The organism is Kribbella sp. CCNWLW201, assembly GCF_037203805.1.
GTDB lineage: Bacteria > Actinomycetota > Actinomycetes > Propionibacteriales > Kribbellaceae > Kribbella.
Map to the genome: position 1 here is coordinate 347,085 of NZ_JBBCBQ010000003.1, position 18,661 is coordinate 365,745.

Here is an 18,661-nt window from a genome sequence, read left to right on the forward strand (position 1 = left end):
GCCTGCAGTGTCACATGTACGGCGGATTGCTCGTCACACCCATGACGGCGTCGGGCCGGAAACGTGACAGGCGGAGAGGGACGTGGTGCAGATGAGTGAACACGACTGGCTGGCGGAGCGGTTCGAGGAGAACCGCGAGCACCTGCGCGCGGTCGCGTTCCGGATCCTAGGCTCCGCACCCGAAGCCGAGGACGCCGTACAGGAGGCCTGGTTCCGGCTCAGCCGGTCCGACGCCGACGCGATCGAGAACCTCGGCGGTTGGCTGACCACGGTGGTCGGTCGGATCTGCCTGGACATGCTGCGGGTACGGCGCGGGCACCCGGAGCAGCCGGTCGGCGACCACTCCCCCGTGCTCGCCGATGTCGACGTACCCGATCCCGAACTCGAAGCGGTGCAGGCGGATTCGGTCGGTCTTGCGCTGCTCGTCGTACTGGAGACGTTGACGCCGGCCGAGCGGCTGGCGTTCGTGCTGCACGACATGTTCGCCGTACCGTTCGACGACATCGCGCCGATCGTGGGCAAGTCGCCGGCCGCCGCGCGACAGTTGGCAAGCCGGGCGCGGCGGCGGGTGCAAGGTACGCCGGAACCGCCCGACACGGACTCGAGTCGGCAGAAGGAGATCGTCACCGCGTTCCTGGTCGCGTCGCGGGGTGGGGACTTCGAGGCGCTGCTGGAGATCCTCGATCCGGAAGTCGTACTGCGCGCCGACGAGGCGGTCGTGGCACGCGGCGCGAACGCGCTGGTGCGTGGCGCGGTGGCCGTCGCCGGGAACTTCTCCGGCCGGGCGCAAGCCGCCAGGCTCACCCTGGTCGACGGTCTGGCCGGCGCGGTCTGGTCGCACCGAGGCGAGCCGCAGGTCGTCTTCAACTTCACCATCACCAACGGCCGCATCACCGCCATCGAACTCCTCGGCAACCCCGACTACCTCGAGGACGTCGACCTGACCCCACTGGAGGCGTGAGAGTCCCGCCGTACGACGGCTCGAGGCGTACGGATCGGGGTCGCCGACGGGTGGGGCTGGTGGTGCGGGTGGGGTGAAAATCACGCTGGGCGGGTCCGGATCGCGACACCCCGGAATCTGGTTTTTGCAGACGCGAAAAGTGCGCTACTGTTCTGCTCTCGCACCGAGCGGAAACACTCCGCCGGAGCGATGCGGACGTAGCTCAGTTGGTAGAGCGCAACCTTGCCAAGGTTGAGGTCGCCGGTTCGAACCCGGTCGTCCGCTCGGAGAGGGTTCGGCAGGCCAGCTTTCTTCTCACTGGTGGAGTGGCCGAGAGGCGAGGCAACGGCCTGCAAAGCCGTGTACACGGGTTCGAATCCCGTCTCCACCTCGAAACCCTCAGTACAGGTTTGGACGATTGGCGCAGCGGTAGCGCGCTTCCCTGACACGGAAGAGGTCACTGGTTCGATCCCAGTATCGTCCACGAAGGCGATAGGCGACTCGTGTCCGCGGACAGCGCGGACCGGGTCGCCTTCGTCGTTTGTGCGGCTGCGCTTCGCTTGCCGCGCGGCGGGGGCTTCGCCACCCGCACCCCCTAACGCCTTCGCTTCGCTCGGCGGCTACGGTCACCCGCCGCTGTCGGGTGTTGCGCCGTCGCTTCGCTCGGCGGCTGGGGCTGGGCACCACAGTTTGCTCTCCGGCTTGGGTTGCTCGCCGCGGTTGGCTGTCCGGCTCGGGTGGCCCACTCCGGTTGGCTGACCGGCTTGGGTTGCTCGCCGCGGTTGGCTGACAGTCCCCCAGCTCGGGGGTTGCCCACTCGGATCGGGGGTTGCCCACTCGAGTCGGGGGTTGCCCACTCGGATTGGGGGTTGCCCACTCGAGTCGGGGGTTGCCCACTCGGGTTGAGGGTTGCCCGCTCAGAATCTCAGTGGGCAACCCCCTGCCTGAGTGGGCAACCCCCTGCCTCGATAGGCGCCCCAGCAAGGGCTGCGACCGTCGGGTCCCGGCGGTCTTCGGAATCTCGGTGCCGCCTGGGGGTTCAGAGCATCCGCAAGCCCGACGACTTGGGGCGTCGGTGGGCGGGAGTTACGGGCTGTTGGGGGTGGCTACCTGCGGGTAATGTCGGGGTATGGGTGTTGATAGGCGGGCCGCTGGGTGGGGGTTGCTGGTTGCGGTGGCTCAGGGGCGGCGGCGGGTTGGGGATGAGCGGTTGACGCGGGCTGTTGGTGGGCGGGTTGTGTTGGTGACGGGGGCGTCGTACGGGATTGGGGAGGCGACAGCAAGAAGGCTGGGGCGGGCTGGGGCTCGGGTTTTGTTGGTGGCTCGGACTGCGGAGCGTCTCGAGGAGGTGGCTGGGGAGATTCGGGCGGCGGGTGGGGAGGCCGACACGTACGCGGTGAACCTGGCTGATCCGGTGGCGGTTGAGGGGTTGGTGCGGGACGTGCTGGCGGAGCACGGGCGGGTTGATGTGCTGGTGAGTAATGCGGGGCGGTCGATTCGGCGGTCGATCGCGGATTCGTATCAGCGGTTTCACGACATCGAGCGGACGAACGCGATCAACTATCTCGGGCCGGCAAGACTCGTGCTCGAGTTGCTGCCGTCGATGCGGGAGCGCGGTTCCGGCCACATCGTGAACGTGTCGACGGCCGGCGTGCGGACACCGCCGATGGCGCGTTGGTCGGCGTACCTGGCGTCGAAGAGCGCGTTCGACGTGTGGTTGCGGTGTGTCGCGCAGGAGATCCGCGGCGATGGGGTAACCGTGTCGACGGTGTACATGGGTCTGGTGCACACGCGGATGAGCGAGCCGACGCCGGTGCTGAACAAGATGCCCGGGCTGACGCCTGAGCAGGCCGCCGATCAGGTGTGTGCGGCGATCGCCGACAGGACGCATAACATCACGCCGCCGATGGTCCGGCCGGCCGAGCTGCTGGGCAACCTGTTTCGGATCCCGACCGATCGGCTATTGGAGCAGTACTTCCGGATCAGCTCCAAGCGCAAACGGACCACAAGAGACGAGGAATCGTGAGGACTCCCCGACCGATCGGACCGATGCGACCGCCCGAGTGGCTGGTGCAGGCGGCGGCCGAGGTCGGCGGTGTGTCGCTCGCGTTGATCAAGTCCGGCGTCTGGCGTCCCGCCCGGCCGTCGCACCTGGTCGGGATCGAGCGGGCGCTGCGCCAGTGGGGTCAGTCGATGGCCGCGCTCGGTGCGATCGCCGCGATCCGGTTCCCGGATCGTCTGGCGGTGATCGACGAGGACGGCGGTACGACGTACGCCGAACTCGACCGCCGGTGCGAACGTATCGCCGCCGCCCTACATGCCGACCACGGGATCGTTGCCGGAAGCAAGGTTGCTGTGCTGTGCCGGAACCATCGCGGCTTCCTGGAGGCGACGCTGTCGGCGTCCCGGGTCGGCGCGGACGTGCTGTTCGTGAACACCGAGTTCGCTCCCCCGCAACTGAAGGCCGTCCTCGAGCGGCACAAGCCGGACCTGCTCATCCACGACGCAGAGTTCAGCCCAGGGGCGGACCTCCCCACCGTGATCGAGCTCGATGAGCTTGCGGACTCGAAAGCACCGGCAGCGCCCAAGCCAGAGACGCCCGGACACATCACGATTCTCACGTCCGGTACGACGGGCACACCGAAGGCGGCGCCTCGAGTGCCGACGGCCGCCGGACTCGCGGGACTGACTGCGAGTGCCCTCAACCGGTTCGGCCTGCGGGCGGGTGAGCCGATGGTGATCTGCCCGCCACTGTTCCACGGACTCGGCCTGCTCACCTCGATGCTCGCCCTGTTCCTAGGATCGCCGCTTGTCCTCCTCCGCCGGTACGACGCCCTCGCCGTACTGACCCAGGTCGAGCAGACCCGCGCCGGCTCGATCGTCGCCGTACCGGTCATGCTTCGCCGCATGCTCGACCTCGGCCCGGCCGAGATCGCGCAACACGACCTCCGCTCGCTCCGCGCGGTGATCTCCGGCGCCTCGACCTTGGGCGCGCCGCTGGCCGAGCGGTTCATCGCGCAATTCGGCCCGGTGCTCTGCGACGCGTACGGCTCCAGCGAGATCGGCATCGCCACGATCGCGACCTCCGCCGATCTGATCGCGGCGCCCGGGACCGTTGGCCGGCCGTGTCTCGGCAGCACGGTCCGGATCCTCGACGACCAGGACCGGCCGGTGCGCGTTGGCGAGACCGGGCGGATCTTCGCCGGCGGCGGGCTCGTGTTCGGCGGCTACTCCGACGGTTCGTCCAAGACGGTCGTGGACGGCCGGATGAGCACCGGCGATCTCGGGCATCTGGACCGGGCCGGGCGGTTGTTCGTCGACGGGCGCGAGGACGACATGATCGTCTCCGGCGGCGAGAACGTGTACCCGGTCGAGGTCGAGGCCTGTCTCGCGAGTCATCCTGCGGTCGCCGAGGCGGCGGTCGTCGGCGTACCGGACGAGGAATTCGGTCAGCGGCTGATCGGGTACGTCGTACTGCGCGAGCCGGCCACCGAGGACGAGCTGCTCGACCACGTCCGGACGAACCTGGCGCGCTACAAGACGCCAAGGCAGATCGTCGTACTCGACGAGTTCCCCCGCAACGCGACCGGCAAGGTACTCCGGAGCAAGCTCACTCCCCCGTGATCACGCGGCCCACGTCAGATCCAGCTTCTGAGGAGTTCGGCGAAGCGGTCCGGGTGTTGCTGGTGTAGGTAGTGGCTGGTGCCCGGCCAGACCTCGATGGTCGAGCCGGGCGCCCACGGGATGGAGCGTGCGAAGGCGGCTGCGTACTCGTTCGAGTAGAGGCTGAGGCAGCGTTTGCCGACCGTCGGGAGGAAGGCGCGAGCCGCCGGCCTCGCGCCGATGCCGCCCGGTGCGAGGTACATCGACTGGTAGAGGTCAGCCAGCACCGGCCCTGGTGTGCGCGCCATCTGCTCCCGGGCATCCAGGTGCAGTGGACTCCCGTACGCGTCGGCGAACGCACGGTCGACGAACTCCACTCCCGACTCGGCCCCACGCGTCCGCAGCTCCTCCAGTACGGCGGGACACCGGTCCATCTCGGCGTCGTCGGCGCCGTACGCCGGATCGATCACGACGATCCGATCGACCAGCGACGGATACCGCACCGCGAGCCAGGCGACGAGTTGCCCGCCCATCGAGTGGCCGACCGCAACAACCGGTTCGGTCAGCCCGGCAGCGAGGTCGTCCACCAGCGCGTCGACGGTGAGATCACGTTCGTCCGTCCGCTCACCATGGCCGGCGAGGTCGGGCGCGAGAACGTCGGCCCATGGCTCCACCAGCTTGATGATCTCGTTCCACGACTGGCGATCCGCGCCCCACCCGTGGACCAGTAGCAACCGGGTCACAGTTCCACAGCCTGCGTGAAGCGACTCATCCGGTCCAGTGCGCCGGCCTCGTCTCCGAAGGACAGTGCCAGCGTCTCGGCACCTGCCTTGATGAGTTCGTGCGCGAGTTCGACGACCGGCTCGATGTCACCGCTCGACCAGTCCAGGCGGGTGCCGACCTTGATCGGGCGAGCAGCCTGGGCCCGAAGCCTGGCGACCGCGGCCGCAAAGCCCAGGCCGTCCAGTCCCAGCCCCTGCCACTCATCTCCGAACCGTGCGGCTCGGCGCAACGCAGGCCCCGTCGTACCACCGATCATGATCGGCAGCGGCGCCCGCAGCTTCGGCTCGAACACACCACCGCGGTCCTCACCCGCGAACAGACCACGGATGATCTCGAGGCTCTCGTCGGTACGGCGGCCGCGCTCGGAGAACGAGGCACCTACGGCGGCGAACTCGGTCTCATCCCATCCGGCACCGATCCCGAGGATGACCCGCTCACCCGAGAGCCGGTGCAAGGTCGCCGCCTGCTTCGCGACGACGTACGGGCTGCGCATCGGCAGCACGAGCACGGACGTGCCGAGCCGGATCCGCGTCGTCCGCGCCGCCAGGAACCCGATCGTCACCAGCGGCTCGTAGACCCCGCCGTACGTCGGGCCGAACTCCCCCGGTGGCAGCAGATGGTCGGGCAACCACGCCGTCCCGAAGCCGAGTTCCTCGGCGGCAATTGCGAGCTCGGTCAGACGCTCCGGGGGCATGGATGCGGACTCATCGGGCAGGACGACTTGCAGCTCAACCATGGACCCGACGCTACAAGGCCGGACTACTCCGGCTGCAATGAGCGCGGTGGGTGGCCGGTGTACGTCGGGATGATGCCCTTCGGAATCGGGCCCTTGATCCGGGTGCCTTCCTGTTGCTGCTCGTGCGCGTGCGCAAGCAGGCCGACCGAGCGGGACAGGATGAACAGCCCGCGGGCGAGCTCGGCGGGCAGGCCGAGCTCGGCGTAGGTGCCGCGGCCGTTGCTGTACGGGGGGATCCTGGTGATCGCGTGTCTCGGGGTGTACTCGCTGTCGGGGTCCGGCTACGAGGTACTGATGGCGCTGCTGATCCGGTGTGGTCGGATTCTTCATGCGGAAGCTGGACTTCCCGATCGCGCCGGTGATCCTCGGCGTCATCCTCGGGCCGACGATGGACGAGCAGTTCCGCCGGGCGCGGACCTGAGCCACTCACCAAACCCCACGCTGAGCCGCAGTGGGGCTCCGGCTGAGCGTGGGCAGCCCGGGCGGAGCGTGCTTGGTGAGTGGGGCAGGTCCACGATGATGGGAGAGTAGGGCTGTGAAGATCCTGGTCGGTTATGTGCCAACTCCCGAGGGCGAGGCCGCGCTGGCGGCCGCGGCTACCGAGGCGGAGCTGCGCGGCGCGTCCGTGCTGCTGCTCAACACCAGTCGCGGCGACGCCTACATCGACGCCCGCTACGCCAACGCCGACGAGCTGGCCGCCGCCGAGGCCGCCCTGCGCGAGCGCGGGGTCGAGGTAACGGTCCAGCAGGCGGTCTCCAGCGGCGACGTGGCCGGCGAACTCCTGAAAGCGGCCGCCGCCGAGGACGTCACGCTGATCGTCCTCGGCCTCCGCCGCCGCAGCCCGGTCGGCAAACTCATCCTCGGCAGCACCGCCCAACGAGTCCTCCTCGAGTCCCCCGTCCCGGTCCTCGCCGTGAAGGCCCCAGCGACCCGGGAGTGATTTGGCGGACGCCCAGGCCATCACAATCGGCGCGCCTCGGCCCGCGCCCCCGTGGGGCGCCGCGTCCGGCGCGGTTGTGATGGGCTGGGCGTCCGCTAAACCCAGGTGAGGGACTGGGTCGGGCCGCCTAAACTGGTCTGGTTATGCCTGATGCCCGGACCGAGTCGTCGAGTCCCACCCCAGCCACCGGTCCCGCCCAGGACCCCGCGCGCCGTCGGCGCCCCCGCCGCCGCAAACCGTCCTCCGGTACGCCGGGCGCTCAAAGCGATCGTGGTACGACGGGTGCCGCCCAAACCAGCCCTGGTACGACGGACGCCGTACCGGATGGACCGACGCTGGCCGAGGTGTTGCCTCGGCTCGACGGCTTGATGGTGCACGACCGGGAACAGCTCGGGCGGCGGTTGGAGCGGGTTCGAGGGACGCAGGACGCCCGGAAGCGGGGTCAGGCGCTGCTCAGTGTCGTGGGCGCGATCGAGCAGGCTGAGCGACGGGTGGAGTTGCGCCGGCTCGCCGTACCGGAGATCACCTATCCGGAAGAGCTGCCGGTCAGCCAACTGAAGGACGACATCGCGGACGCGATCCGGGCGCACCAGGTCGTGGTGATCGCGGGTGAGACCGGGTCCGGGAAGACCACGCAGATCCCGAAGATCTGTCTCGAGCTGGGGCGCGGTGTGCAGGGCATGATCGGGCACACGCAGCCGCGGCGGCTGGCGGCGCGGACGGTCGCCGAGCGGATCGCGGAGGAGCTCGGCACCGAGCTGGGCGAGACGATCGGGTTCGCAGTCCGGTTCACCGACAAGGTGAGCGACCGCTCGCTGGTGAAGCTGATGACGGACGGCATCCTGCTCAATGAGCTGCAGCGCGACCGCGACCTGACCCGGTACGACACGCTCATCATCGACGAGGCACACGAGCGCAGCCTCAACATCGACTTCATCCTCGGCTACCTCAAGCAGCTCCTCCCCCGCCGACCCGACCTCAAGGTGATCATCACCTCGGCGACCATCGACCCGGAGCGATTCGCCGAGCACTTCAGCGACAGCCAGGGCAACCCGGCGCCGATCGTCGAGGTGTCCGGCCGGACCTACCCGGTCGAGACCCGGTATCGCCCGATCAACGACCCCGACGACCCGAGCACGATCGATCGCGACCAGACCCAGGCGATCCTGGACGCCGTCGACGAACTCGAGTACGAGGCGTCCGGCGACGTACTGGTGTTCCTCAGCGGTGAACGGGAGATCCGCGACACCGCCGACGCCTTGAACGACAAGTTCGCCCAGCAACGCGGTCGGCCGGGCGCGGTCGAGGTGCTGCCGCTGTACGCGCGGCTCTCGAACGCCGAGCAGCACCGGGTCTTCCAGCCGCACGCCGGTCGCCGGATCGTGCTGGCGACCAACGTCGCGGAGACCTCGCTGACGGTTCCGGGGATCAAGTACGTCATCGACCCCGGTACGGCGCGCATCTCGCGGTACAGCCATCGCACCAAGGTCCAGCACCTGCCGATCGAGCCGGTCTCGCAGGCGAGCGCCAACCAGCGCAAGGGCCGCTGCGGCCGGACCAGCGACGGTATCTGCATCCGGCTGTACTCCGAGGAGCACTTCGAGAGCCGGCCCGAGTTCACCGACCCGGAGATCCTGCGCACGAACCTGGCGTCCGTCATCCTGCAGATGACGGCGATCGGGCTGGGCGACATCGCCGCGTTCCCGTTCATCGACGAGCCGGACAAGCGCAGCATCACCGACGGCCTCCAGCTGCTGACCGAGCTCGGCGCGATCGAGTCCGCCAAGGCAGGTGAGCGGCATCGCCGGCTCACCCCGGTCGGCCGCCAGCTCGCCCAGATCCCGTTGGATCCGCGGCTGGCGCGGATGATCGTCGAGGCGGACAAGCACGCCTGTGTCCGCGAGGTGATGGTGATCGCGGCCGCATTGTCGATCCAGGATCCGCGCGAACGCCCGACCGAGGCCGAGGCGCAGGCACAACAGGCGCACGCCCGGTTCCGCGACCCGAACAGCGACTTCCTCGGGTTCCTGAACCTCTGGAACTACCTGAAGAAACAGCAGAAAGAGCTGTCCGGAAACCAGTTCCGCCGGATGTGCCGCAGCGAATACCTGAACTATCTCCGGGTTCGCGAGTGGCAGGACATCTTCGCCCAGCTCCGCCAGGTCGCCTCGCAGATCGGCGTCACCCTCAACAGCGGCGAGCCGGCCGATCCGCAGAGCGTGCACGTCTCACTGATGTCGGGACTGCTGAGTCATCTCGGTATGAAGGATCCGGCCAACCAGCACCAGTACCTCGGTGCCCGCGGCGCCAAGTTCGCGATCTTCCCCGGCTCCGGGCTGTTCAAGAAGCCGCCGCAGTTCGTGATGGCCGCCGAGCTGGTCGAGACGTCGCGGCTGTGGGCCCGGGTCAACGCGAAGATCGAGCCGGAGTGGGCCGAGGACATCGCCCAGCACCTGATCAAACGCACGTACTCCGAGCCGCACTGGGAACGCAAAGCCGGCGCGGTGATGGCGTACGAGAAGGTCACTCTGTACGGCGTTCCGATCGTTGCCAGGCGCAAGGTGAACTACGGCAAGGTCGACCCCGAGGTGTCGCGCGAACTGTTCATCCGGCATGCCCTGGTCGAGGGCGACTGGGACACCCACCACAAGTTCTTCCACGAGAACCGCAAGCTGATCGAGGAAGTCGAGGAGCTGGAGGAACGCACCCGGCGCCGTGACCTCCTGGTCGACGACGAGACCCTGTTCGCCTTCTACGACGAGCGGATCGGCAGTGAGGTCGTCACCGGCCGCCACTTCGACACCTGGTGGAAGAAGGCCAGGCAACGCGACGCGGATCTGCTCGACTTCGAGCGGTCGCTGGTGGTCCGCGAAGGTGCGGAGGTCAAGGCAGAAGAGTTCCCGCTCACCTGGACGCAGAGCGGGATGACCTTCGACCTGACCTACGCCTTCGAGCCCGGTACTGATGCCGACGGCGTGACTGTGCATCTCCCGCTCCTGGTGCTGAACCAGGTCACCGCCGACGGGTTCGAGTGGAGCGTGCCCGGCTTCCGTGAGGAACTGGTCACCACCCTGATCAAGTCGTTGCCGAAAGCAATCAGGCGGAATATCGTGCCGGCCCCGGACCATGCCCGCCAGGTCCTCCCCCGGCTGGACCCGGCCTCCGGTCCGCTGACCGACGCCCTGGCCCGCGAGCTGCGCAACCTCCGCGATGTGGTCATCGAGCCGGGCGACTGGGACTGGAGCCGGGTGCCCGAGCACCTGCGCATGACGTTCCGGGTGGTTGACGACAAGGGCAAGACCGTGGCCGAGGGCAAGGATTTGGCCAGGCTCAAGGAACGGCTGAAGCCGAGGACGACAGCCGCGATCTCCAAGGTCGCGTCGAAGGCGGTCAGCGGGCTGGAGCGGTCCGGCCTGACCGACTGGACCTTCGGCGACTTGCCGCGCAGCTTCTCCGAGCACCGCAACGGCCTGACGGTCGCCGGCTACCCAGCACTCGTCGACGAGGGCAAGACCGTCGCGATCCGGCTGCAGGAGACCGAACGCGATCAGGCCGCCGCGATGTGGAACGGCACCCGCCGGCTCCTGTTGCTGACGATGCCGTCGGTGATCGACGTGGTCCAGCGGAACCTCACCAATCAGCAGAAGATGACGCTGATGGCCGGCCCGCACCGCAATGTCGGGGAGCTACTCGACGACGCGATCGCCGCGGCCGTCGACCAGCTGATGGCCGCGGCGCACGGCCCGGCGTGGAACCTGACCGCCTTCTCCGTACTGCGCGACGCCGTACGGTCGGAGCTCGCGGACACCGTGCTGACAATCCTGCAGCAGGTCGAGCAGGTGCTGTCACATGCGCGGGCCGTGGATCGGCAGATCTCGCGGGCGTCGAGTCCGGCGCTGCTGGCGACGCTGTCCGACGTACGCGGACAACTGGAAGCTCTCGTGCATCGTGGTTTCATCACCGAGACCGGTGCCCGGCGGCTGCCTGACGTGGTGCGCTACCTGAAGGGCATCGAGCAGCGGTTGGACAAGGTCGGCGCGAACGCGATGCGGGATCGTTCGGGGATGGCGATCATCCAAACGCTCGACGCCGAGTACCAGGCCCGGCTGAACGCCGTACCGACCGGAAAGTACCCGAGCCCGGAGCTGCTCGAGGTCCGCTGGATGCTCGAGGAACTCCGGATCAGCCTCTTCGCCCAAACCCTCGGCACGCCCTACCCGGTCTCGGAAAAGCGCATCCGCAAGGCCCTCGCAACGGCTTGAGTGCGCGCGCGGCTACGGGACGAACGCTCGTTGGGAGCGGCGGCGGAACTCGCGGGGTGAGAGCTGGTGGGCGTTCGCGAAGCAGCGGCTGAAGTAGGACTGGCTGGCGAAGCCGCAGCGGGCGGCGATGGCGGCGACCGGCTCGTTTGTTGCTGCGAGCAACGATGCGGCGTGCTCGAGGCGGAGGTCGGTGACGAAGTCGGTGGGGGTCACGCCGTACGCCGCTCGCATTGATCGGGACAGGTGGGCGGGGCTGACGCCGGCGAGCTCGAGCAGTCTGGGCACGCCGGCTTGGAGGTTGTCCTCGGCGCGCATCGCCGTACAGGCCTTTGCCAGCCAATCCGGTGTTCCCACGCGGACAGTCAGTTCGGCTGGGGAGACCAGCGGGATCAGGTCTATCCAGAACCGCATCAGGTCGTACGGACCCGGCTCGTCCTGGAAGCGTTCCAGCGCGTGTTCGAAGACGGCGATCGCGTCCGGCGCGTGGAAGCCGACGGGGCCCCGCACCGACGCCCAGCTGGCACTCGGGTTGGTCCGGGTCAGGTCGAGGAACCCTTGCCAGGCCGAGCTCGGGAACGCCACGTTCACGAACTCCAGCCCATCGGGTGCCGAGCCGCGGACCGCGTGCCTATCGCTCGGCCGGACCAGAACGACATCGCCGGCCCGCAGTTGCTCAACCCCACTGGTCAGCAAGTGTTCGCCGGCACCGGACACGACGCCCATGAACTCGTGGAAGTCGGCATGCGTGTGCAGCTCGGTGTCGCGGGCACGCGCTGGGATGCGGACCCGAGCAGCGTGAAAGGGCCGGCCGAAGGCATGCGACTCGAACCGCAGTACCTGATTCACATCAACAAGCTACAAGTTCTCGTCAGCTCGTTGCTAGTTGGCCGCTGGGTCCGGACAGCAGCATGAAGACATGTATGAGAGCGATGGATATGTCATCTTCCGCGATGTGATCGACGACCAACTGATCAAGGAAGTGAACGATCATGTCGAATGGCTGCAGGATCGGCATCCCGACGTACGGCCCGAGCAACTCGGGCACATCTACCTGCGCGACGACCCGTTCTGGCTGCGACTGGTGAGTGACGACCGACTGCTCGACATCGCCGAGCGGTTCGTCGGACCGGACATCGCACTGTTCGCGTCGCACTACATCTCCAAGCCGCCGTACTCCGGCCAGCCCGTGCTATGGCATCAGGACGCTGCGTTCTGGCCGCTCGAGCCGATGAAGGTGGTGACGCTGTGGCTGGCGATCGACCACTCGACGCCGGAGAACGGATGCGTGCGGGTGATCCCCGGCAGCCACCGGTCGGAGGTCGCCGGGATGCGCGACAACACGGACGTGGAGAGCGTGCTGGGCAAGGAGATCGCGGTCGAGGTCGACGAGTCGAAGGCCGTCGACATGGTGCTGGCGCCGGGTGATGTCGAGGTGCATCACCCGAACATCGTGCACGGGAGCAACGCGAACACATCGCCGCGGCGGCGCTGCGGCCTGACGATCCGGTACATCCCGACGTCGACCCGGATCACCGATCCGGAGACGCCGTACCCGAGCGCCTTTCAGCTGCGCGGCGAGCCGGGCGTGAACAGCTACCAGCCGCGGCCCCGGTACGACGAAAGCCGGCACTTCCCGTTTTCGGGAAGTGCCGACTGGGGGTGATATCCGGCCCGCCCCGGCCGCGAAGGCCGGGGCGGGCACGGGCAGGCCTACTCGAGGCAGATCCGGAACGGGTGACCCGCGGGGTCGGCGTAGATGCGCCAGCCCCGGGCGTCGTCGGCGGGTGGTGGGTCCAGGGGGTCGAGTGGTTCGGCCCCGAGCGCGGTCACGCTGGCGTGGCCGCTGGAAAGGTCCTCGACGATGAGGTCGAGATGGAGATCCTGCGCGTCGGTGCCGGGCCATGTGGCCGGCACGTACTCCTCCGAGCGCCGGAAGGCCAGCGTCGAGAACCCGAGCGACGAGCCGGGGCCGGTCAGGCTCCGCCAGTCGTCGTCACCGTTCTCGTCGATCTCCAGCCCCAGCAGCGCCGAGTAGAACTGGGCGAGCTCGAGTGGGTCCGGGCAGTCCAGCACCACCGAGCCGAGCCGCCCGGCAGTACTGCCCGGCTGCTCTGCCACCTGCGTCATCTGTCCTCCAACTTCTGTTTCGACTGCCCACCCCTGTCAGGGGCAGGACCGGCCAGGCCCGTCGTGGTCGGAAGGCCCGGCCGCCTACGATGACAGGTCGGACGGACAGTTCGCATCTTTCGACACGCCTTGTTGACAGGTCACCCGATCGCGGGCGGTGAGCAGGAGGGCGTCGTACCGGCTAATCGGTCAGACAGTGGAAGCGGAACGGCGCCGGGCGCTCAGCTTGCGGATCTTCGCCTGGGTCCCGCAGTCGTCCATCGAGCACCAGCGGCGCGACCCGTTCCGGCTGCGGTCGAGGAACAGGAAGCCGCAGCCGCCGTCGGCCACCGGACACGCGCGCAACTGTCGGAGCTCGACGGTTCGCAGCAGTTCGACCGCGGCGGCGACCAGGCGATCGGGGATCATCAGCGCCGGCGACGTACCGACCCGTAGCTCGGCGACGCCCGGGCCCCTGTCCCTCGACACCAGCATCGAGCGGGCGGACGCGGCAGCCCAGCGCAGCATCAGCCGCTCGAATGCCGGCCCCTGTTCGTGCTCGAAGTTCGCCGGCTTCGGGCCTACTCCGGACGCACGCTGGGCGAGCACGGTGTAGGTCGCTTCGCGGATCTCGACGGTCGCGCGCAGGGCTGTCTCGGCCAGGTCGGGCGTGCTCCCCCACACTGCCTCGACAGCAGCCGCCTCGGCCGGGTCGACGATCTCGATCCGGCGGCTCCACGCGAGCAGCGTGGCGGCATCGGGCAGGTAGTCCCGCCCACCGGTTTCACCGGGCACGCGGGGCGCCACTGTGTTCACCAGGTCCAGGGCAGGATGACCACCCACGATCCGGAGTTCGTCGCGAAAACTGTCGGTCATGGGTGAGACGCTACCACCATACGATCCAACACTGGAATCGCAGGTGAAAGATGTCCATCACGTCCCGCCGCGCCAACGCCGCACTGGTGATGCTCGCACTCAGCACGTTCTCGTACGTCACCATCGAAGTGCTGCCGATCGGCCTGCTCACGGTGATGGCCGACGACCTCGGCCGCTCCCGCTCCGAAGTCGGTCTCCTGGTCACCGGGTACGCCGTCATCGTCGTCCTGGCCTCCATCCCGCTGACCCGACTCACTCACCACCTCCCTCGCCGACTCGTACTCGGCAGCACACTGGGTGTCATGGCGGTGGCGACCACGGCCGCTACCGTCGCACCGACGTACGAGGTCCTCTTCGGTGCGCGACTGGTCACCGCGCTGTCGCAGGCACTCTTCTGGTCGATTGCCCCGCCGATCGCGACCAGCCTGTTCCCGCCGGAGGTCCGCGGCCGAGTGGTCGCCCGTCTGGCGATCGGTACGGCGCTCGCACCGGTGCTCGGCATCCCACTCGGTACCTGGCTGGGTGAGCAGGCGGGCTGGCGCGCTCCCTTTGCCTTGATGGCCGGCCTGGGCGCTGCGGCCTCCGTGGGCATCGCATGCCTCCTCCCGGCTGTGGAGGTCCGCAACGGTGCCTCCGGACGCGGCAGCGCTCCGGACGTACGTCGGTACGCCATACTGCTCGTCGCCTCGGCAGTTGGGGTGACTGGCTTTCTGACCTTCAACACCTACGTCACGCCGTTCCTGCTCGACATCACCGGCTTCACCTCCAGTGCACTCGGTCCGATCCTGCTGGCGAGCGGACTGGGCGGCCTGACCGGGACTCTGCTCGTCGGCCGCGTTCTCGACCGTTACCCGTGGGGAGCAGTGGTCGTACCGCTTGCAGTGATTGCTTGCGCACTCGGCGGGCTCTACGTCCTCGGGCAATGGAAGGCGCCCACAGTGCTGCTCATCGCGACCGCAGGCCTGGCCTTGAGCGGGCTGGCCGTCGCACTGCAGAGCAGAACACTGCAGGTGGCTCCCGGCAGCACAGACATGGCATCAGCCGGCAGCAGCTCGGCGTTCAACGTAGGCATCGCTGCAGGGGCCTTCATCGGCGGCGTCCTGATCGCCGGCGCCGGCGTGCGCAGTGTGGCCTTGGTAGGCAGCCTGCTGGCGGCCGTGGCAGCTGTGGTCATGTTGAGCGAGCCGGTGCTGGCTCGGCGTTGGGTGCGGATGGCAGAGTGCGAACATGACCGTCCTGGGCGACAGGTTTGTGAAGAGGCGGCATGACGCGCCACCAGGGTTCTTCGAGGTCGAGGCCGCCGGGCTGCGGTGGCTCGCGGTACCCCGTGGGGTGCCGGTTGCGGAGCCGCTGGACGTCTCCCCCAGCGAGTTGAGCACAGTCAAGCTCGAGCTCGCTCCACCGACCGGTGCCGCGGCTGACGAGTTCGGACGGCGGCTGGCAGTCACTCACGACGCCGGGGCCCGGCACTTCGGCGTACCGCCGGATGACTGGGACACGGACGGTTACATCGGCACGATCGGGCTGCCACATGCCCTGGAGCCGGTGAAGTCGTGGGGCGAGTTCTACGCGAACCTGCGGATCCGGCCCTACCTGCGGTCGGCGTACAACCAGGGCACAATCGACGGCCACCAGTTGCACGTGTTCGAGCAGGTGTGCGTCCGTCTGGAGGCCGGGGTGTACGACGACCCGTCCGAGCAGCCGAGCCGGATCCACGGCGACCTGTGGTCCGGCAACGTGCTCTGGTGCACCAACGGCGTACACCTGATCGATCCGGCCGCGCACGGCGGACACCGCGAGACAGACCTCGCCATGCTCGGCCTCTTCGGCCTGCCACAGCTCGAACGCGTGCTCCGCGCGTACGACGAGGCACATCCACTCGCCGACGGGTGGCGCGACCGGGTCGGGCTGCACCGGCTGCACCCGCTGCTGACCCACGTGGTGCTGTTCGGCGAGAGCTACGTGCCGCAGGCGATCGCGATGGCCCACAAGTACAGCTAGAGAAGTTTGGTTGGGACCCTAGCTCTGGAGCACGCGGTCGAGCAGCCAGGCTGTGGTCTCGTCCAGATCCTGCTCGGCGACCGTGAGGTGCGTGGCATCCGTATCCGGGGTGTCACGCACCTCCACGCGGTACACGTACCGGTCGGGCTGTGGACGACCGGAACCGAGTCGCGCGGGGTCGAGGGCCTGCAGGGCCGCCTCGAGCCGGTCCGCGTCGGGCTGGCCGGTGGTGTCGAGCTCGCCGTGGGCCATCAGGCCGGCGAAACCTCCGCTGCGGGTTACTTTGACGATCAACCGTGCCTCCTTCGGGGCCACCATTGCGTGCCGTGCAACGAATGTCCAGAGTCGTGCGACACGCCGGAAAAATCGATCAGGTTCGCGCGTCCATCACCCGGCGTACCGGCGCCTTGTGCCACGTTGGAACGGCCCGGATCCCGGTCCGGACGGCGAACCAGCAGGTCGGCGCGGGATTTCGTGGTCCCGGCGGCAGGTTTCGGTGCCGGAGTGGGCTGTTCACAGAGCGTGGCAGGCGGCGACAATCAGCGACACGTGTTCGTGGTCACCCCTTCCACAAGGCCTCAGATCGGCTACAGTTATCGCGTTGCACTTTTGGACTCCCACTGACTTTCGCTGTGCTGCATGGCCGGTTCTGTCTTCTGGGGCCTTTCGGCGACACGTGGCTCATGAGGTGTGGGTCGCGGTTTGTTACAAGCCATCAAGGAGATAGACACAAATGGCTGTCGGTACTGTCAAGTGGTTCAACGCTGACAAGGGCTTCGGCTTCATCACCCCGGATGACGGTGGCGCGGACGTGTTCGCGCACTACTCGGCCATCCAGACCTCGGGCTTCCGCTCGCTGGACGAGAACCAGCGCGTCGAGTTCGAGATCACCCAGGGCCAGAAGGGCCTGCAGGCGGAGAACATCCGCCCGATCTGATCACTTCAGATCACCCTTCTCGAAACTGAGACGAAGGGGCCGTACACCGATCGGTGTGCGGCCCCTTCGCCGTTTACCGACGGGTACCGTCAGAAACATGACCGAACCTGAGGCTCGGTACGACCGCGACGGTGAGGACGAGGCGAAGAAGCTCGACCGGCACTGGAACGAGCTGCTGCAGGAGCTCAGGCTGGCCCAGACCGGCACCCAGATCCTGTTCGCGTTCCTGCTCAGCATCGCGTTCCAGGCGAAGTTCCAGGAGGCGGACACGTTCACCCACGACGTGTACGCCGGGACCCTGATCGCCTCCGCCCTCGCCGTCGGCCTGTTCCTCGCGCCGGTGTCGTTCCACCGGCTGGTCTACCGGCAGAAGCTGCGCGACCGGATGCTGCCGATCGCCGGTCACATGACCTCGGCAGGACTCGTCTTCCTGATCATCGCGATGGCCGGTGGTGTCCAGCTCGCGCTCGACGTCGTACTGCCCCGGTCGCTCGCCATCGTCATCGCCGCACTGGTCCTGGCCTGGTTCGCCGTCTTCTGGTACGTCATCCCGGCCTGGGTCCGCGCTAACTCCAACGAGGAATGACCTCGGCCGCCACCTTCTCGAGGACTTCCTCGGAGCCGGCGTATACGCCCTCGGCGCGGGGCCAGTGCGTGATCACATCGGTGAAGCCGAGCTCGGCCGCGCGTCCCACCACGTCCTCGAAGGCGTCCACGCTGCTCAGCGAGAAGCGCGCCGAGTCCAGCGCGAGGTAGCGGTCGAACGGCCGGCCCTCTAGTACGTCGTCCAACCGCCGGCTCAGGTCGACCACCGTCGCGAACCACGTGTCGAAGTCGGGTGACTTCACCCCGGTCGTCACCCAGCCGGCGCCGTACTTGGTTGCCAGTCTCAGCGACCGCGGCCCGTTCGCGGCCATGATGAACGGCACCCGCGGCTGCTGCACACACCCTGGCAACGTCCGCCCGTTGCGCGTCTCGAAGTACTCACCCTTGAAGTCGACCCGATCCGTGGTGAGCAGCTTGTCCAGCAGTATGACGAACTCGGAGAACCGATCCACCTTCTGCCGCGGGCTCAGGTCGTCGCCGCCCTGGATCGTGGTGTCGATCCCACCGCCCGACCCGAGACCGCAGAGGAACCGGCCGTCCGAGACGTCGTCCAGCGCCAGGATGTCCCGGGTCAGTGCCAGCGGGTGACGGAAGTTCGGCGAGATGACGAAGCTGCCCAGCTTGATCGTCGACGTCACCAGCGCCGCCGCGGTCAGCGTCGGCGTCGTCCCGTACCACGGTGAGTCCTGCAGGCCGCTCCAGGTCAGGTGGTCGTACGTCCAGGCGTGATCGAAGCCGAGCTCCTCCGCCCGCCGCCACCGCGGCGCTGCCTCGCTCCAGCGGTACTCCGGAAGGATCGTGATACCGAATCGCATGGCCGCACCCTAAGCCGAGTGTGGCCGAAACCACGATTGTTGCGTTTTGCCACGAA

Annotated in this window: 17 protein-coding genes and 3 tRNA genes; 13 read left to right on the plus strand and 7 right to left on the minus strand. The window is 68.1% G+C overall.

Going from position 1 to position 18,661, the window contains the following annotated elements:
* The first annotated feature begins 91 nt into the window (after positions 1–91).
* From V9K99_RS17055 to V9K99_RS17080, 6 genes are all read left to right on the plus strand, one after another.
* Entirely contained in the window at positions 92–961 is an 870-nt protein-coding gene (locus V9K99_RS17055) for a sigma-70 family RNA polymerase sigma factor (protein WP_337000007.1), read from the plus strand.
* 191 nt (positions 962–1,152) lie between these two features.
* Positions 1,153–1,225, plus strand: a tRNA-Gly gene (locus tag V9K99_RS17060).
* A gap of 35 nt (positions 1,226–1,260) precedes the next feature.
* Positions 1,261–1,331, plus strand: a tRNA-Cys gene (locus V9K99_RS17065).
* A 21-nt stretch (positions 1,332–1,352) separates the two neighbouring features.
* Positions 1,353–1,424, plus strand: a tRNA-Val gene (locus V9K99_RS17070).
* A gap of 645 nt (positions 1,425–2,069) precedes the next feature.
* On the plus strand, positions 2,070–2,966 hold the full coding sequence (locus V9K99_RS17075) for an SDR family NAD(P)-dependent oxidoreductase (RefSeq protein WP_337000006.1): 897 nt from the start codon (positions 2,070–2,072) through the stop codon (positions 2,964–2,966).
* Positions 2,967–2,989: 23 nt separating this feature from the next.
* The gene (locus V9K99_RS17080) at positions 2,990–4,564 is read left to right on the plus strand and encodes an AMP-binding protein (protein ID WP_337000005.1); all 1,575 of its coding nucleotides are present in this window, start codon (positions 2,990–2,992) and stop codon (positions 4,562–4,564) included.
* Between the two features lie 14 nt (positions 4,565–4,578).
* Here V9K99_RS17080 and V9K99_RS17085 read toward each other — a convergent pair whose 3' ends face one another.
* Both V9K99_RS17085 and V9K99_RS17090 read right to left on the minus strand, forming a co-directional pair.
* The gene (locus V9K99_RS17085; RefSeq protein WP_337000004.1) at positions 4,579–5,286 is read right to left on the minus strand and encodes an alpha/beta fold hydrolase; all 708 of its coding nucleotides are present in this window, start codon (positions 5,284–5,286) and stop codon (positions 4,579–4,581) included.
* Positions 5,283–6,062, minus strand: a complete 780-nt coding sequence (locus V9K99_RS17090; protein ID WP_337000003.1) for an LLM class flavin-dependent oxidoreductase — start codon at positions 6,060–6,062, stop codon at positions 5,283–5,285. The genes V9K99_RS17085 and V9K99_RS17090 overlap by 4 nt, the downstream gene beginning before the upstream one ends.
* A 535-nt stretch (positions 6,063–6,597) precedes the next feature.
* Here V9K99_RS17090 and V9K99_RS17095 point away from each other — a divergent pair.
* The gene (locus V9K99_RS17095; protein WP_337000002.1) at positions 6,598–7,002 is read left to right on the plus strand and encodes a universal stress protein; all 405 of its coding nucleotides are present in this window, start codon (positions 6,598–6,600) and stop codon (positions 7,000–7,002) included.
* A gap of 143 nt (positions 7,003–7,145) precedes the next feature.
* Positions 7,146–11,264 carry an ATP-dependent RNA helicase HrpA gene (gene hrpA, locus V9K99_RS17100; RefSeq protein ID WP_337000001.1) on the plus strand — a complete coding sequence of 1,373 codons (4,119 nt, stop codon included), beginning with the start codon at positions 7,146–7,148 and terminating at the stop codon, positions 11,262–11,264.
* A gap of 12 nt (positions 11,265–11,276) precedes the next feature.
* On the opposite strand, the gene V9K99_RS17105 is transcribed toward hrpA, so the two are convergent.
* On the minus strand, positions 11,277–12,110 hold the full coding sequence (locus V9K99_RS17105) for a helix-turn-helix transcriptional regulator (protein WP_337000000.1): 834 nt from the start codon (positions 12,108–12,110) through the stop codon (positions 11,277–11,279).
* Between the two features lie 70 nt (positions 12,111–12,180).
* Between V9K99_RS17105 and V9K99_RS17110 the strand changes: the two genes are divergently transcribed.
* Positions 12,181–12,927: a phytanoyl-CoA dioxygenase family protein gene (locus tag V9K99_RS17110; RefSeq protein WP_336999999.1), complete on the plus strand. Its 747-nt coding sequence runs from the start codon at positions 12,181–12,183 to the stop codon at positions 12,925–12,927.
* A gap of 47 nt (positions 12,928–12,974) precedes the next feature.
* On the opposite strand, the gene V9K99_RS17115 is transcribed toward V9K99_RS17110, so the two are convergent.
* Together V9K99_RS17115 and V9K99_RS17120 are read right to left on the minus strand one after the other, a co-directional pair.
* A complete protein-coding gene (locus V9K99_RS17115; protein ID WP_336999998.1) occupies positions 12,975–13,391 on the minus strand; it encodes a VOC family protein in 417 nt (138 codons plus the stop codon).
* 189 nt (positions 13,392–13,580) lie between these two features.
* Positions 13,581–14,246 carry a CGNR zinc finger domain-containing protein gene (locus V9K99_RS17120; RefSeq protein WP_336999997.1) on the minus strand — a complete coding sequence of 222 codons (666 nt, stop codon included), beginning with the start codon at positions 14,244–14,246 and terminating at the stop codon, positions 13,581–13,583.
* A 50-nt stretch (positions 14,247–14,296) separates the two neighbouring features.
* Between V9K99_RS17120 and V9K99_RS17125 the strand changes: the two genes are divergently transcribed.
* Positions 14,297–15,514 carry an MFS transporter gene (locus V9K99_RS17125; RefSeq protein WP_336999996.1) on the plus strand — a complete coding sequence of 406 codons (1,218 nt, stop codon included), beginning with the start codon at positions 14,297–14,299 and terminating at the stop codon, positions 15,512–15,514.
* Positions 15,474–16,247 carry a fructosamine kinase family protein gene (locus tag V9K99_RS17130; protein ID WP_336999995.1) on the plus strand — a complete coding sequence of 258 codons (774 nt, stop codon included), beginning with the start codon at positions 15,474–15,476 and terminating at the stop codon, positions 16,245–16,247. The genes V9K99_RS17125 and V9K99_RS17130 overlap by 41 nt, the downstream gene beginning before the upstream one ends.
* 18 nt (positions 16,248–16,265) lie before the next feature.
* Here V9K99_RS17130 and V9K99_RS17135 read toward each other — a convergent pair whose 3' ends face one another.
* Positions 16,266–16,541, minus strand: a complete 276-nt coding sequence (locus tag V9K99_RS17135) for a protealysin inhibitor emfourin (RefSeq protein ID WP_336999994.1) — start codon at positions 16,539–16,541, stop codon at positions 16,266–16,268.
* 439 nt (positions 16,542–16,980) lie between these two features.
* Between V9K99_RS17135 and V9K99_RS17140 the strand changes: the two genes are divergently transcribed.
* On the plus strand, positions 16,981–17,184 hold the full coding sequence (locus tag V9K99_RS17140; RefSeq protein WP_012921273.1) for a cold-shock protein: 204 nt from the start codon (positions 16,981–16,983) through the stop codon (positions 17,182–17,184).
* Between the two features lie 97 nt (positions 17,185–17,281).
* The gene (locus tag V9K99_RS17145; RefSeq protein ID WP_336999993.1) at positions 17,282–17,770 is read left to right on the plus strand and encodes a DUF6328 family protein; all 489 of its coding nucleotides are present in this window, start codon (positions 17,282–17,284) and stop codon (positions 17,768–17,770) included.
* On the opposite strand, the gene V9K99_RS17150 is transcribed toward V9K99_RS17145, so the two are convergent.
* On the minus strand, positions 17,751–18,605 hold the full coding sequence (locus tag V9K99_RS17150) for an LLM class flavin-dependent oxidoreductase (RefSeq protein WP_336999992.1): 855 nt from the start codon (positions 18,603–18,605) through the stop codon (positions 17,751–17,753). The genes V9K99_RS17145 and V9K99_RS17150 overlap by 20 nt on opposite strands.
* Positions 18,606–18,661: the final 56 nt, after the last annotated feature.

Excerpts from the sequence above, each read along its gene's own strand:
- V9K99_RS17110 (WP_336999999.1), top strand. The coding sequence starts at position 12,181 with ATGTATGAGAGCGATGGATATGTCATCTTCCGCGATGTGATCGACGAC.
- V9K99_RS17080 (WP_337000005.1), top strand. The coding sequence starts at position 2,990 with ATGCGACCGCCCGAGTGGCTGGTGCAGGCGGCGGCCGAGGTCGGCGGT.
- V9K99_RS17115 (WP_336999998.1), bottom strand. The coding sequence starts at position 13,391 with ATGACGCAGGTGGCAGAGCAGCCGGGCAGTACTGCCGGGCGGCTCGGC.
- V9K99_RS17055 (WP_337000007.1), top strand. The coding sequence starts at position 92 with ATGAGTGAACACGACTGGCTGGCGGAGCGGTTCGAGGAGAACCGCGAG.
- V9K99_RS17140 (WP_012921273.1), top strand. The coding sequence starts at position 16,981 with ATGGCTGTCGGTACTGTCAAGTGGTTCAACGCTGACAAGGGCTTCGGC.
- V9K99_RS17090 (WP_337000003.1), bottom strand. The coding sequence starts at position 6,062 with ATGGTTGAGCTGCAAGTCGTCCTGCCCGATGAGTCCGCATCCATGCCC.
- hrpA (WP_337000001.1), top strand. The coding sequence starts at position 7,146 with ATGCCTGATGCCCGGACCGAGTCGTCGAGTCCCACCCCAGCCACCGGT.
- V9K99_RS17145 (WP_336999993.1), top strand. The coding sequence starts at position 17,282 with ATGACCGAACCTGAGGCTCGGTACGACCGCGACGGTGAGGACGAGGCG.
- V9K99_RS17125 (WP_336999996.1), top strand. The coding sequence starts at position 14,297 with ATGTCCATCACGTCCCGCCGCGCCAACGCCGCACTGGTGATGCTCGCA.
- V9K99_RS17130 (WP_336999995.1), top strand. The coding sequence starts at position 15,474 with ATGACCGTCCTGGGCGACAGGTTTGTGAAGAGGCGGCATGACGCGCCA.
- V9K99_RS17075 (WP_337000006.1), top strand. The coding sequence starts at position 2,070 with ATGGGTGTTGATAGGCGGGCCGCTGGGTGGGGGTTGCTGGTTGCGGTG.
- V9K99_RS17120 (WP_336999997.1), bottom strand. The coding sequence starts at position 14,246 with ATGACCGACAGTTTTCGCGACGAACTCCGGATCGTGGGTGGTCATCCT.
- V9K99_RS17150 (WP_336999992.1), bottom strand. The coding sequence starts at position 18,605 with ATGCGATTCGGTATCACGATCCTTCCGGAGTACCGCTGGAGCGAGGCA.